The sequence below is a fragment of the Candidatus Palauibacter sp. genome, assembly GCF_965261555.1.
Classification (GTDB): domain Bacteria; phylum Gemmatimonadota; class Gemmatimonadetes; order Palauibacterales; family Palauibacteraceae; genus Palauibacter.
In genome coordinates this window covers 2580570-2594410 of sequence record NZ_OZ253465.1, presented here as the reverse complement: position 1 = coordinate 2594410, position 13841 = coordinate 2580570, and the positions used below count along the sequence as shown (strand labels likewise).

The window sequence follows — 13841 nt, the reverse complement described above, 5'->3', positions numbered from 1 at the left end:
GACCCATCCCGACGGGAGCCGTTACGTCTATGTTTGAGCAGACGTTTCAACCTTCGCCCGCGTCACCGGGCCCGCGTCACCGGGGAGGAGAGCGAGTGGGGCTGTACTCCGAGCACATCTTTCCGCGTCTCATGGAGAGCGGGCTCAAGGGCGAACTGCATCGCAGGTACCGGCGCCGGGTTCTCTCCCGCGCACAGGGGCATGTGCTGGAAGTCGGCTTCGGCACCGGCCTCAATCTCGAATGTTACCCGATGTCGGTTCGACGCGTCACGGGGATCGACCCCGCGGCCGTCCTCGAACGCCGCGTGCGCGCCCGCATCGCCCGTGCCCCCTTCCCCGTCGAACGCCTGATTCACGACGCCGCCGACCGACTCCCCTTTCCGGATGAGCACTTCGACACGGTGACGACCACCTGGACGCTGTGTTCGATCGAGCGGCTCCGGGACGCCCTCCTCGAACTGAGACGGGCGCTGAAACCCTCCGGTGAGCTCCTCTTCCTCGAGCACGGACGGAACGACAAAGGATGGGTTTCGCGCCTCCAGGACACGCTGAACCCGGTCCAGAACTTCGTCGCCTGCGGCTGCAACATAAACCGGAAGATCGACGCCGAGATCGAAGGCGGCGGATTCCGGATCGTCGACCTCGACCGGTTCACGATGCCGGGAGTGCCCCGGGCGCTGGGTTCCGTCTACCTTGGCGTGGCCAGACCGCGCGGTGGCAGTCGCCCCGCGGGACCGCGGCGGGCAGGGCCGTGATCGCGGGTCAGCCGTTCAGCGTCCTTCTGGCGAGGACGGCGCCCGCCGAGCCCGCGACGGCCGGGCCGAGCAGGAAGAGAAGCGCCAGGCCCCAGTGTCCGGACGGAGGATCCGTCACCGTCACCCAGAGGCCGATGCCGCCCAGCAGGGCCAGACTCCAGCCCGGCGCCAGCCCCCAGAGGAGGGGACGCGCGCCGCGATGCCACCGCGCGAGGCCAAAGCCCGCGGAGAAGTACAGGAGACCCCCGAGCGCGATGAGCCCGGGACCGGGACCCACGGGCAGGTCTCTGAACACGAGCACGAGCCCGGCGAGGCCGGCGAGGAGGCAGACGATGACCGAGACGAGGATTCTCAGGACGCCTTTCATGGCGTGCGAAGATGCGGCGGGGTCCGCGGTTTCTCAAACGTCCCCGGCGTGGGCCTGTCGCTGCCCGGCGGCCGCGGTCGCCGTCGCGCTCGCAGTCGTCGTCCACGCGATCGGCGCCACCGGGGCGACGGGTCAGCAGGCGGATGCGGCGGGCCATCCGGCGCCCGACGCGCCCACACGGGCGGTCGATCTCGAGGAGCTGGCATGGATCGCCGGCCACTGGGGCGGGGACGCCTTCGGAGGACAGATCGAGGAGGGGTGGTTCGGCCCGGCGGGGCGCTCGATGTCCGGCTCCTTCCGCCTCGTCCAGGACGGTCTCGCGGTCATGTACGAGCTGCTGCTCCTGGAGCAGGACGACGATGGCGAGATCTACTACCGGTTCAAGCACGTCGGGCGGGGCTGGGAACCCTGGGAGGAGGCGCGCCTCGAATACCGTCTCACGGCCCTCGACGGCCGGAAGGCCACCTTCCGGAGCACGGCGGAGACACCGCCGCCGAACGCTCCGTGGTGGTTCACGTACGAGAGCCCGACGAGCACCGAACTGATCGTCACCATCCACGGCAGCACGGGCGGCGATCCGACGGTGCTGTCGATGAAGAGGCGATGAGACCTTATCTTCCCGGTGATGGAAGGTGGATGATGGAAAGCGTCACGGAGAGGGCCGGACTCGAGCAGGGGGCGGTATGAGTGCGTTGGAATCGGGAAGCAGAGGCGCCCGTTTGGCGGCGCTGACCCTGGTCGCCGGAGGCGTGCTGGCGGGTTCGCCGAGCGCGGCCGCGGCGCAGGAGGAGACGGAGCGGCAGACGGCGGAACTGATCGGGCAGGTGGTCAGCGCCTCGACAGGGCTTCCGATCGAAGGGGCCCGCGTGATTCTCATGGGCTCCGGATACGGGGCGATCACCGATGTCGAAGGCAACTTCCGGGTCCCGCAGACCTGGGCCGGCAGGGACTCGATCGAGGTGCGGTTCATCGGCTATGAGGCCGGCTATACGCACATCGACCTCGAGCCGGACCAGACGACGCGCGTCACGCTGACCCTTTCGAGTACCGTCATTCGCATCGCGGATCTCACCGTGGAGATCCGGCAGACCCGCCGCCAGCGGAACGTGGAAGGCTTCCTCGAACGCATGGGACGGGGATTCGGGACCTTCTTCACGCCGCGGGACATCATCAACCGCAACCCGCGCCTCCCCAGCGATCTCCTGCGCGGCCTGCCGAACGTCTCCGTGGGCCGGATCGAATACGGGATCGCGCCAGTCTTCCTCGGCGAGGGCGCGCGGCTCAACTGTCCGCCGGCGCTCTACCTGGACGGGATGTACCAGGCGGGGATGCAGTTCGACGATCTCCCGAGGGACGATCTGGGCGCGGTCGAGGTCTACAAGCGTGAAGTCGAGACGCCCATGGAATTTATGCGCACGGGCTCGACCTGCGGCGCGATCGTCGTGTGGACGCCGAGCGGCGCGGGCTTCCTGGACTGGGCCGGGGACCTTCCCGATCCCTTCGAATAACGGCCCTGGCCGCTCAGTCCTGTCCGCCCGCAGGCTCGCCGTTGAGGGTCAGCGTCCATTCGAGTTCCATGTCCTTCCGGAGCGAATGGTAGACGGAGCAGTAGCGCTCGAAGGAGAGCATGACGGCCCGCCGGGCCTTCGCCTCGTCCACGTCGCCGGAGACGTGGAAGTCGAACTGGAGACCCTTCACGTAGCGCGGCGCGGCGTCCGCCCTGCGCGCCCTCGCCCGGACCGAGAGCCCGGTGAGTTCCTGGCGCCCCTTCTGCAGGATGACCACCACGTCGATCGCGGCGCAGGCGGCGACGGACTCCACCATAAGGGCGACCGGGCTGGGGGCGATGCCCTCGTCCCCGTCGATACGCGTCTCGTGGTCGGCTCGGTCGGCGCTGAACTTGAGTCCGCCGTCCCACCGGACCTGGATTCCGTCCCTGTTCATCTCGATCTCCGTGGCTGGGTTCGGACTTCGGCAACATAGTACAACACGGCCGGCAGCCCGTCGCAAACCGGCTGCCGGACCCCTGAAACCGCCCCGGGATGGAGGGCGTACAGGCTGTGCGGGAGGTGCGACATGTTCGAGTTCATCGGGAATTTTCTCTGGCTCGCCATCGCGGGCTTCGCTTCGGTCGGCGGCTACGTGACGATGAAGAGGTTCGTGCGCGGTCGACTGCGCTTCGTGGACGGCGTTCACCGGCGCGGGGTTCCGCTCGTGGCCGGGGTCGCGGGCTGGGGCGTCGGACTGCTGGCTGCGGTCCTTCCATTCGTTACTCCCCTCACGGCCATCCTGTTCGGGATCGGGATCGGGACCGGCGTGGCGGCCGGCCGAAGGGAGATCAAGCGCCTCCCGAGCCCTTGACGTTCTCCGCCGACCCGCTGCGCCTCACCACCGTCCTCACGGATCTCGTCGCTACGAACTCCGTGAACCCCACGCTGGTGGAGGGGGCGCCCGGCGAGACGGAGATCGCGCGCCTCACGACGCGGCACATGCGCGAGGCGGGTCTCGAAGTGACGCGGTACGAGCCCGAGGCGGGGCGGCCGAGCGTCGTCGGGCGGCTCGCGGGCGCGGGGGGCGGGCCGGCCCTGATGCTGAACGCCCACTACGACACGGTCGGCGTGGAGGGCATGAAGGCGCCGTTTTCGCCGAGCATGCGGGACGGGCGGCTCTACGGACGGGGGGCCTACGACATGAAGGGGGCGCTGGCCGCCTGCATCGAGGCCGCCCGACTCCTCCGCGAATCGGGCACCCGCCTGGGCGGCGATGTCCTTGTGGCCGCCGTGGCCGACGAGGAATACGCGAGCCTGGGCACCGCGGACCTGCTCGAACGGCGCGCGCGCGGTGAACTCGCTTTCGACGCCGCGATCGTCACCGAGCCCACGTCGCTGGATCTGTGCGTGGCCCACCGCGGATTCACGTGGATCGAGATCACGACGCACGGGCGGGCCGCCCACGGCAGCCGCTTCCGGGAGGGCATCGATGCGAACGTGCGCATGGGACGCGTCCTGCAGCGATTGGAGGCGTTCATCGAAGAACTCCAGTCCCGGCCGGGGCACCCCCTCCTCGGCCCCCCCTCGATGCACGCGCCGCTGCTCGAGGGGGGGAGCGGGATCAGCACCTACTCTCCGCGCTGCACGCTTCGGGTCGAGCGGCGCACCGTGCCGCCCGAGACGCGGGAGTCCGTGGAAGCCGAGATCGCGGCCATCATCGACGACCTGCGCGCCGAGGACCCGTCCCTCGAGGTCGCCTGGTCGACCTTCTTTCACCGCGAACCCTTCGAAACGACACCGGAGGCGCCGGTCGCGGCCTGCGTATCGCGCGCCGCCCGCAGCGTTCTGGGCAGCGCACCGGAGGTCATCGGAGACTCTCCGTGGATGGACTCCGCGCTGACTCAGGCCGCGGGGGTCGACAGCGTCGTGATCGGCCCGCACGGCGAGGGCGCGCACGCCGACGTGGAGTGGGTGGACCTCGAATCGTGCGCGAGGCTGGCCGAGATCCTCGCGGAGGCGGCGGCCGATTACTGCGCCTGAGCTGGCCGCGCGCGTCGACTCAGCGTGCAAACAGCTCCTCGACGGCCAGCCCCATCCGCAGCTTCCGTTCTATCGCCCCCTGCCAACCCGCCGGACGAGCATCGAACAGGTTGTCGACGCCCGCCACGAGCTTGAGCCTTCGCCCGAGATCGACGGAGGTCTGCAGGTCGATGGCCACGAACCGCTCCTGCGTGCCGATCCTCGCGTCGCTCCCGTCGGGGCCGGTTCCGATGATCGGCGCGGCGCCAGTGAGGTGTGCCGTGGCATCCAGCCGAAGCCCGGAGAGGGCCTCGGCGGTCCACGCCGCCCGGGCGCGCGCTGAATGTGCGGCGCGTCGGTCCAGCGGAAGCCCGGAGTCGACCGCGTAGGCGTCGAGGTAGGCGTAGCCTGCGGTGAACTCCGCGCGATCCAGGACGGCGCGGAGGCTGAACTCGAACCCGCGCGTGATCGCGTCCGCGACGTTCCGGGGGGAGAAGATGAGGAGACCGCTCTCGGCATTACCGACGAACCCGGGCTCAATGAGGTTCCGAATCCGGTTGGAGAAGGCCTCGACTTCCATCCGAAGTGTCGACGCCGGTTGCCATTCCACCCCGCCGGAGACGTTCCACGAACGCTCCGGGTCCAGATCCGGGAACCCCTGGAGGACATAGCCGCCCCCCACGTTGACGAAGTTCCAGGCCAGCTCCTTGAAGGAGGGGGCCCGGAAGCCGCGGGCCACCGCCGCGCGGAGGTGCACGTGCTCCCCGGCGCGACGAGTCACACCCACGGTCGGGGAGAGGTTGGAGCCCCAGCGGTCGTTCCAGGTGAGGCGGGCGCCACCGCTCACGACGGTCCCCCCGAGGCGCCACGCGTCCTGCGCGAAGAGCGCGAGCTGCCGGTCGGCCGCGCGCTCCTCGATCAGCTTGTCGGGCGACCGGATCGCGCGGCTCGCGACCTCGAGGCCGACATCGACGGAATGTCCGCCCAGGACGGCGGAATACCCCGCGGCACCCTTCGCGAGGCGTTCCCACTGGGTGTCGGCACCCCCATCGGCGATGGGAGCATCTCCACGGGCGCTGCGGAACAGGTGCTCGTATTCCTGAAGGAAGAGACTTCCGCTCCACGCTCCGGGACCGAGCGGTCGTCGCGCCTCCACCGATCCCGAGAATCCCGCGTTGTCGTTGAACCCGGAGAACGCACCGCCCACCGGCCAGCGCTGCCGCTCGCGGAGGTAGGTGGCGGTGGCGAGGATGTCCCAGGCGTCCGACGCCTTGAACTGAAAGCGGGACCGGAAGTCCCAGACGCGGGCGAACGCGCTCGGCCCCCCGTCGGCGAGCCCCGGGATCCGGTCTTCCTGGCGCCAGCCGCCCGTGATCCGGTACCGGAGACGGCCTCCGCCGCTTGCCGTCGCCTCCGCCTCGCGACGTCCGGCGCCGCCTGACACGGCGCGCGCGTCGACCTGGAACCCCGAGGCGGGAAGCTGGGTGATGACGTTCACGACGCCGCCCAGAGCGTCGGAGCCGTAGAGGGACGAAAGGGGGCCCTTCACGATCTCGACGCGCTCCACGCCCGCCAGTGACATGCGGCTCAGGTCGCGGTTCTCGAGCAGCGCCCCCGCGCTCGGCTGGCCGTCGAGCAGGACGAGGACGCGCGCGCCGCCAATGCCCCGGATCATGAGATTCGAGCCGACTGGGGTGGCGGCCGTCACCTGGACGCCGGGAAGCTCCGCAAGCAGCCCGTCGGCGGAAGCGACGCCGGCCGCGTCGATCTCCTCGGCCTCCACCGTCTCCATCGGCACGGCGATCTGCGAGCGGAGGCGCGGGAGTGAACTCGCCGTAACCACGATCTCGTCGAGGGCCAGCGGGTCCCGTTCGAGCCCGATCCGCCAGCCCGCCGCCGTGGCCTCCGTCCAGGCCAGCCTTCGGGAGAGATATCCGAGCGCCGACACCTCAATGCCTCCGCCGGGCCCCCAATTCTCATCCGGCGCAAGGACGCCGGCGGCGTTGGTGCGCACCGAGATCCCGCGTTGTGCCGCAGCCACCGACTCTGAGGCGCCGGGAGCCGGGAGCCACGTCACCTCGGCGTCCGCGATCCCCGCCCCCGACGCCACGTCGTAGACCCGACCCTGTGCCTGGCCCTGCGTTTGGGCCTGTATCCGGGCCTCTGCCGCAGCCGGAAGGAGGATGCCACCCAGCACGAGGGTGGCGCAGAGCGCCAGCCGCGCGAGCGCGGCGGTCACCGGAGCCGCTGGAACCTCACCGACGGATGGCCCGAGTCACCGGTCGCATTGTAGTAGTCGAAGAGCTGCACCTTGTAGACCTCCGCGCCCACGCGGACGAGGAAAACGTTGTAGGTCGGCCACATTCGATTGTTCTGCCGGATACTATACCAGAACGCGCCCCGCGCATCTCCCACCGTGGCCGGAAACGCGCCGGCGATCGTCGAGAGGAAGCCGGCATAGTCCGGCGCGTCGTCCGCACGGGCCAGGGCCGTGAAGTCGTCCGTTGCATCGAGCGGGAAGGTTCCCGCGCCGCAGGCCTCGTTCACCTGTATCGTGAATTCGGGCGATGTCGCGACGTCCCAGCCGCAAGCGGCGGGGTCGCGCACGATCCCGTTCGACAGGCTCACGAAGACCGGTCCGCGCGTGAGGTCGAGCGCGAGCGTTTCCGGCGCGCCGAGACTGCCACCCGGGTCGTGACGCCGGAACTGGATCGTCGCGCCCACGGGCCTCTCGCCCTGCATCGCGATCTCCACCATGCGAATCACGCCGTACCCGCGGCCCGAACCCTCGCGCAGCTTCCAGGCCGCGCCGGGGTTCGCCACGATCGTGCCCGCCTGGGGGTCGAAGCGGAACCACGACGGCCCCGTCTCCGGCGCCAGCGCATCCTCGACGAATCCCGCCGCCGGAATATCGGCAGCGGTGACCGCCGCGAACGCCGCTTCGCCATCTTGCGGAGTCAGCGCCGTGACCTGATCCGCCGTCAGACCCGCGTTGTTCCCCAGACTGACGGCGGATACGGAGCCGGGGCCCGCGACGCCGCCGTTCAGCCGCACGGAAAACCTGCGGAAGGCCATGTCCCACGACGTGGAACCGCCCGGAGCCGCCGGGCTCCGGAGCGCCCCGCCGCCGGTCAGACTCACATAGGCGAAGGAGACGGGCGAAGTGGCGTCGACCGTGATCACGCCTTCCTCGAACGTCTCTTCGGGGGCGGCGACTTCCGACTCGCACGCCGCAAAGGCCGCGAGCACGATTGGAATCGTCAGTGCGCGGAAGGGGATCCGCGCCGAGAGAGGAGTGCTTCCGGTCATGTAATCGGGTCTCCGTGTCGAGAGTTAGCGGGCGAGGTTTCGAGGCTGTCCGCAGGGGCGCGACGGCGCGCGCCCACCCGCGGAGGCGGAACAGGATCCGAGCGGTGAGACGATACCGGTGGCGCAGAAACGCGCCGTCGCCCTTTCCGCGATCCAATCGGTGATCAGGGGATGGGGCAGGAATCCTTCGGTGGCGACGTATTCGAGACCTTCGAGCACGTCGGCGTAGGGGCCGAAACCGGACACGCGGTACGGGATCACGAGGACGTGCCGGTGACGTTCGCCCATGCCGGCGACCAGCGCCTTGATCCGCTCCTCCGCCTCCTCCCGTGCGCCGGCCCAGTCTTCCCTGAGCGTGCCGACGTGGACTTCGGCGTAGCCGCCGGTCCGCAGGGCCTCGGCCGCATCCTCCATGGAGCCGAGCACCCGTCGGTCCTCGCCATCATCCCCCATGCCGTGCGCGAGGAGGAGCACGCCGCTCTCGGCGGGGGGTCTGCCGGCGGTCGCGGCCCGGTCGACCAGGATGCGAGCCGCCTGGCCGGACCCTCCCAGTCCCTCCCGCACCAGCAGGATCCGGCTGCCGTTCGCGAGGGGATCGAGTTCCGTCCCGCTCACCATTCGGTGCCCCACCATCGCGCGCTCCGGGGCGTCGGGACGGAGGCCGAGCAGGAACTCCGTCGGATGCAGGAACGACGCTCCCGACACGAACAGCCTCACGACGGCCACCGTGTTCACGCCCTCTTCCGCGAGCGAGTCCAGGGCGGACTGCATCGTCCCGGGATCGGCCATCCCCAGCGCCAGCGACACGGGGATCCGGTCGCGCAGCGGCCGCAGGGCGTCCTCGACCCGCCCGTTCCACTCCGCCCCACCCCCGTGCGCCATGACGAGGATCCCGGGACGGGGTCCAGATTCCGGCGCAAGTCCCGGCTGGTCCAGGCGGGAGGTGAGTTCGACGGCGGGCTGCGGTCCCCCTGCGGAGGCACACCCGCTCAACGTCCAGAGCAATCCAAGGGCGGCGAACAGCGCGCGCACCCGTGATCCGTTCAACATCGGCTCAACCTTGTCAATAATGATAATGAGAATCATTCTCAACTAGAACCGTCAGATGATGATGCACCTCGCGAGGGGGGATGGCAAGCTGTAATGCGGCCGGCTGCCAGCGGGGGCCGCCGGCGCCGGGGGGAACGTTGGCGAAGAGGCCGTTCAGCGCCCCGGCGTCGGCAGGGCGAAGGCCTGCAGCTTCGAGTCGACCTGTCCGTCGGCGGAGGTTGCGACGACGACGAACTGGCGTCCGGATCGCGTGCGGTAGGTCATCGGGTTGCCGCGCCCCAGCCCCCCGGCCAGGTCCCCTCGCCACAGCGTGGTTCCGTCGCGGACATCCATCGCCTCGATCCACGGAGTTCCACCCGCCAGGAACACGATCCCGCCCGCGGTCGCCAGCGGTCCGGATGTCGTCCCGTGGCTCTGCGGCGTGCCTCCCATCGGGGGGAGGTCGAGTCCCGCCAGTGCCGGGTGCTCCCGGATCGCCGAGTCGTCCCCGAAGGGACGCTGCCACAGGTGGTCGCCCGTGTTGAGATCGATCGCCGTGATTGTGCCGTAGGGCGGCTTGAGGATCGGCAGCCCGCCAGCCACCGAGAGCGTGCTCGCGAAGTTCGGGAGATAATCCGCGTCCCCCTCCCCTGGCTCCGCCTCGGCGACGCGGGCCAGGAAGGGATCGTCATACGCCTTCACGAACATGTGGCCGCTCTCGGGATCGATGGCCGCGCCGCCCCACCCCGCCCCGCCGATGAGGCCCGGCATCATGATCGTCCCCTCGACGGAGGGCGGCGTGAAGATCGGCCCCGTCCGGTGGCGGCGGAACACCTCCAGCGCCTCCGCGCGCAGTTCGGGCGTGAAATCGATGAGGTCGTCTTCCGTGATCCCCTGCCGGGAGAACGGGGCGGGCCGCGTCGGGAACGGCTGGGTCGGCCACGGCACCTCGCCGGGAACCGTGCTCTCCGGCACCGCGCGCTCCTCGACCGGCCACACGGGCTCGCCGGTCACTCGGTCGAGCACGTACGTGAACGCCGTCTTTCCCACCGCCACGACCGCGTCGATCTCGCGCCCGCCGACCTCGATCGTCGCGAGCGCGGGCGGCGCGGGCAGGTCGTAGTCCCACAGCCCGTGGTGAACGGTCTGGAAGTGCCACACGCGCTCGCCCGTCCGCGCGTCGAGGCACACGAGCGACTCGGCGAACAGGTTCTGGCCCCGCCGGTGGCCGCCATAGAAGTCGTTGTTCGGCGTGGAGACGGGCAGGTAAAGGAACCCCCGCTCGGGGTCCAGCGAGAACGGCGCCCACACGTTGGCCGAGCCGGTGTAGGACCATGACTCGTCCTCCCACGTCTCGACCCCGAACTCCCCCTCCTTGGGGATGGTGTGGAAGGTCCAGAGCAACTCCCCGGTGCGCGCGTCGAACGCCTGCACGTCGCCCGGAGGGTTGTTGCGGTAGATCCGGTTGTCCGGGACGCCGCTGCCCACGATCACGATGTCCTCGAACACGACGGCGGGAGAGGTGTTGGAGATGTGAAGCCGGTTCGCGTCCCAGGCGAGACCCTCCGTCAGATCTACTTCTCCGCTGTTCCCGAAGCTCTGGATCGGCTCGCCCGTGGCGGCGTCGAGCGCGATCAGCCGCCAGCGCGAGTTCAGGAAGATCCGCCGCTCGCCTCCTTCGCTCCACTGGGCGATTCCGCGGTGACAGAAGCGGCAGCCGCGGTGGAGGTTTCCCCACTCCCACGCCCTGGGATCGTAGCTCCAGAACTCCTCTCCCGTCTCGGCGTCCAGGGCGACGACGCGGCTGTAGGGGGTGGAGAGCCACATCGTGTCGTTGATGACGATCGGCGTCACCTCGAAGGCCCCCGGCGCCACGCGCTCGCCCTGGATGGGGCTCGCCGCATCGGGAATCGGTTCTTCTCTCGTCTCCCAGACCCAAGCCGCCTCGAGTTCGGCGACGTTCGAGCGGTCGATCGCCGTGAGGGAGGAATACTTGAGGCCGCCCGGGTCGCCGCCGTAGACAGGCCAGTCGTCACCCGCATACGCCGCCGCCGGAGGCAGGCGTTCGTCAGTATCGTTGGCGGCCTCGTCGCCGGCGCACCCCGAGAGCGCCACCCCGAGAGCCAGCCATCCGAGGACCGGCGTGGCCGGGGCAGCGCGGGGCGTAACGAACCGTCGTCGGGGCATGCGTCCTCCGGAGTGTCGTCGGCAATGACGTACAGGGGCGGGAATCTGGGGGGCGCCAGCGGATGCGGCGAGCCCGTCGTCGCCTTCGGCGTTCGGTCAGTCCCCGGCGATGAGTCCCGGGTTGTGTCGGCGGGCGTAGTCCACGCAGGCCTGCCAGTCCGCTTCGTAGAAGGTGCGGACGCGTGCGAGCTGCTGATCGGTGAGGAGCGGATCGGAACTCAGGATCTGCTCCGGTGCGACCTGCCCGAGCGCCACGCCCGCGTGCCAGGCGAGCCGTCGACTCCGGACCCGAAGCCACCGGAGGGCGGCGGGCGCGGGCTCCGCCCTCCGTTTCGCCGGCCAGCGTCGACGCACCTCCCGCAGAAACCGGTACTGCCGGTCTCGATAGGAACGGTTCGAGGGGCGGAACGAGATCCGGGCCTCCTCATACGACGCGCCCACGTAGTCCGCGATCGTTCGCACGAAGGCGCGCGGGTCCGCGAGGAGTCGGTCAAAGAAAAGGACGAGCGGCCGATGTTCGAAGTGATCCTCGAGCACGCGGATGCGCTCGCGGAAGAGGGCCGAGGACCGGGGCCGGAGGCCCTCGTCGCGCTCGAAGTCGATGAAAGCCTCGAACGGGACGTAGCGCAGCTCCTTGATCTCCCGGAGATATACCGACCGGAGCCACTCATCGTGGCGGCGCAGGATCAGGATCGGCCGGGCCGCCGGCGCCAGGCGCGCGAACCATTCAACGGCGGGCGTGAACTCGCGGTATCCGAGCTGTCGGGACACGAGGACGGGAAGATCTCCACCCCGCCGCACCACCTTCGCGCTCTGCCGAAACCGGGTGCGCGGGAGGTAGCGCACACCTCGAAGGTGCGGAAACACCTGTTCCTGCAGCCACCGCGAAGCCGCCCGCCCCGCCCCGACGTGGAAAAAGACCTCCGGCATCGCGCTGGCTCTACCGGGAGCCGGCCGGCCGCGAGGTCCGCCCTGGTCGCGGCATCCAGCGCGGAACGTCACGGCAGTAGCCGTCGAACGCCTCGCCGAAGGTACGCCGGAGATCCGGTTCCTCCTTGAGGACAACGAAGAGAGTGAGCCACAGCCAGTAAGCGAGCGCGTAGGCGAGCAGGGCCGCGGACGAGAAAAACACGGCCTCCGCAAGAAGGATGAGGACCACACCGAAGAGGAGCGGATGACGCGTGCGTCCATACCATCCGTCGGTCACGAGCACGGTGGGCGCGACGCCGGGGATGGCCGGGGTCTGCCGCCGCACGAGCCGGATGGCTGCCCACAGGTATAGGTAGAAGCCGAATCCCGCCACAGGCACGCCCAGCCAGCGGAAGAACCCGATATCCGTCGAGGGCAGGAGAACCCCTTCGATGTTCTGGAGGACAAGTGCCGGGAGGCCCACCACGAAGACACCGTACAGCACGACTGCGGTGAGCGCCGTCTTCAGTGCTGCGGCGTGCGAGGGTTTCGTGGTTCGATCCTCCGCGTGGGGCATCGGAGCCATGTGACGCCGCAAGTGATTCCGGCGTCTTCCGAACAGCCGCAACTTACGTGCGCCACACCACCAACGGGACAGGCGATCTACCTCACGGGAGTACGGGGCATGTATCACGGAAGAACGCTGGCGATGACGGTTCTGGTCGCGCTGCAGCCGCTTGTCGTCCCCGTCGGCATGGAGGGCCAGTCGACGGACGAATGCGACGGCCGGGCTTCCCTCCGCATCTTGGTAGTGGACGAGTCCGGCTTCATTCCGATACCGGAGGCCACCGTGGTTCTGCGCTGGACGGACGCGGTGCGGCAACCCGTCCGCGAAACGGCCGGAACCGACGGACACCTGCTGCTCTGCGCTCCCCGAGACGCCGGAGAGGCCACGCTCTGGGCCGAGTTCGGAGATGCATCGAGCGAGGAGTCCGTGGTAGCCCTCGAAGCGGGGCTGCCGCACGAAGTGGAGCTTCGGCTTCTCCTCTCCGACGCCGGCACGGGACGGCTCATTGGGCACGTGCGCGATGCCGGGACGGATGACCCTGTGGCCACCGCCGCCGTGTCCATCATCGGCGATCCCGGCGAGGTGTCGAGCAACCGGAGAGGCCGCTTCGTCGTCAGCGGCGTCCCCGTCGGCCGACGTGAGATCACCGTGCGCCATATCGGATATGCGCCGTTCCGCCATCCGGTCGTGGTGGCCCGCGGCCGCACGACGGAGATCGAGATCGGTCTCGTGCCCGAACCGTTGGTGATGGAGCCGCTGGTGGCGACTGCCGTGAGGCTTCGCAGGCTGGAGACCAGGGGCTTCTACGAGCGGAAGTACTGGGGCGAACTCGTGAGCGGCGGCACCTTCTTCACGGCCGAGGATATCGAGCGCCGCAACCCCACCCGGATCACGCACATGATCGCCGATGTCCCGGGGATCCGACTCGGAGGCTGCGGAGCGCGGCTCAACAGCTGCCGGCTGTACAACTCCCGGATACCGGACGCTTCCTCGAGCGAGGGCTGCCTGATGAGCGTCTACCTGGACGGCAGCCTCGTCGTCCGCCGGAGTCGGATCGGGCCCGGCTCCTCAACGAACATCAACGACTTCGTCATCCCGATCGAGATCGCGGGCGTCGAAGTGTATCGAGGCCCCTCCGAGCTGCCGGCCGAATTCGCCGGAATGGAGTCACGGTGCGGCGCCGTCGTGATCTGGACGAAATCGTGAGT

The 13841-nt window shown here is 69.5% G+C and carries 14 protein-coding genes; 6 read left to right on the top strand and 8 right to left on the bottom strand.

Going from position 1 to position 13841, the window contains the following annotated elements:
* Nucleotides 1-95 precede the first annotated feature (95 nt).
* Entirely contained in the window at nt 96-755 is a 660-nt protein-coding gene (locus ACQY5G_RS11180; RefSeq protein WP_428273995.1) for a class I SAM-dependent methyltransferase, read from the top strand.
* 7 nt (nt 756-762) lie between these two features.
* Here ACQY5G_RS11180 and ACQY5G_RS11175 read toward each other — a convergent pair whose 3' ends face one another.
* On the bottom strand, nt 763-1122 hold the full coding sequence (locus ACQY5G_RS11175; protein WP_428273993.1) for a hypothetical protein: 360 nt from the start codon (nt 1120-1122) through the stop codon (nt 763-765).
* Between ACQY5G_RS11175 and ACQY5G_RS11170 the strand changes: the two genes are divergently transcribed.
* Both ACQY5G_RS11170 and ACQY5G_RS11165 read left to right on the top strand, forming a co-directional pair.
* The gene (locus ACQY5G_RS11170; RefSeq protein WP_428273991.1) at nt 1121-1729 is read left to right on the top strand and encodes a DUF6265 family protein; all 609 of its coding nucleotides are present in this window, start codon (nt 1121-1123) and stop codon (nt 1727-1729) included. The genes ACQY5G_RS11175 and ACQY5G_RS11170 overlap by 2 nt on opposite strands.
* A 112-nt stretch (nt 1730-1841) precedes the next feature.
* The gene (locus ACQY5G_RS11165; RefSeq protein WP_428273989.1) at nt 1842-2630 is read left to right on the top strand and encodes a carboxypeptidase-like regulatory domain-containing protein; all 789 of its coding nucleotides are present in this window, start codon (nt 1842-1844) and stop codon (nt 2628-2630) included.
* 13 nt (nt 2631-2643) lie between these two features.
* Here the strand turns inward: ACQY5G_RS11165 and ACQY5G_RS11160 are convergent, their stop codons facing one another.
* Nucleotides 2644-3066, bottom strand: coding sequence for an OsmC family protein (locus ACQY5G_RS11160; RefSeq protein ID WP_428273987.1), 423 nt, complete (start codon nt 3064-3066; stop codon nt 2644-2646).
* A gap of 132 nt (nt 3067-3198) precedes the next feature.
* On the opposite strand from ACQY5G_RS11160, the gene ACQY5G_RS11155 reads away from it, so the two are divergent.
* Both ACQY5G_RS11155 and ACQY5G_RS11150 read left to right on the top strand, forming a co-directional pair.
* Nucleotides 3199-3483, top strand: a complete 285-nt coding sequence (locus tag ACQY5G_RS11155; protein ID WP_428273985.1) for a hypothetical protein — start codon at nt 3199-3201, stop codon at nt 3481-3483.
* Entirely contained in the window at nt 3480-4652 is a 1173-nt protein-coding gene (locus tag ACQY5G_RS11150) for a M20/M25/M40 family metallo-hydrolase (protein WP_428273983.1), read from the top strand. Before ACQY5G_RS11155 ends, ACQY5G_RS11150 begins: the two co-directional genes overlap by 4 nt.
* A 19-nt stretch (nt 4653-4671) precedes the next feature.
* Here the strand turns inward: ACQY5G_RS11150 and ACQY5G_RS11145 are convergent, their stop codons facing one another.
* The 6 genes from ACQY5G_RS11145 to ACQY5G_RS11120 form a co-directional block, all read right to left on the bottom strand.
* Nucleotides 4672-6870, bottom strand: coding sequence for a TonB-dependent receptor plug domain-containing protein (locus ACQY5G_RS11145; RefSeq protein ID WP_428273981.1), 2199 nt, complete (start codon nt 6868-6870; stop codon nt 4672-4674).
* The gene (locus tag ACQY5G_RS11140) at nt 6867-7940 is read right to left on the bottom strand and encodes an HmuY family protein (RefSeq protein ID WP_428273979.1); all 1074 of its coding nucleotides are present in this window, start codon (nt 7938-7940) and stop codon (nt 6867-6869) included. Before ACQY5G_RS11140 ends, ACQY5G_RS11145 begins: the two co-directional genes overlap by 4 nt.
* A 24-nt stretch (nt 7941-7964) precedes the next feature.
* Nucleotides 7965-8990, bottom strand: a complete 1026-nt coding sequence (locus ACQY5G_RS11135; RefSeq protein WP_428273977.1) for a sirohydrochlorin chelatase — start codon at nt 8988-8990, stop codon at nt 7965-7967.
* Between the two features lie 153 nt (nt 8991-9143).
* Nucleotides 9144-11156, bottom strand: coding sequence for a pyrroloquinoline quinone-dependent dehydrogenase (locus tag ACQY5G_RS11130; RefSeq protein WP_428273975.1), 2013 nt, complete (start codon nt 11154-11156; stop codon nt 9144-9146).
* A gap of 96 nt (nt 11157-11252) precedes the next feature.
* The gene (locus ACQY5G_RS11125) at nt 11253-12086 is read right to left on the bottom strand and encodes a hypothetical protein (protein WP_428273973.1); all 834 of its coding nucleotides are present in this window, start codon (nt 12084-12086) and stop codon (nt 11253-11255) included.
* Between the two features lie 10 nt (nt 12087-12096).
* On the bottom strand, nt 12097-12651 hold the full coding sequence (locus tag ACQY5G_RS11120) for a methyltransferase family protein (RefSeq protein ID WP_428273972.1): 555 nt from the start codon (nt 12649-12651) through the stop codon (nt 12097-12099).
* Between the two features lie 99 nt (nt 12652-12750).
* Between ACQY5G_RS11120 and ACQY5G_RS11115 the strand changes: the two genes are divergently transcribed.
* Nucleotides 12751-13839, top strand: coding sequence for a TonB-dependent receptor (locus ACQY5G_RS11115; protein ID WP_428273970.1), 1089 nt, complete (start codon nt 12751-12753; stop codon nt 13837-13839).
* Nucleotides 13840-13841: the final 2 nt, after the last annotated feature.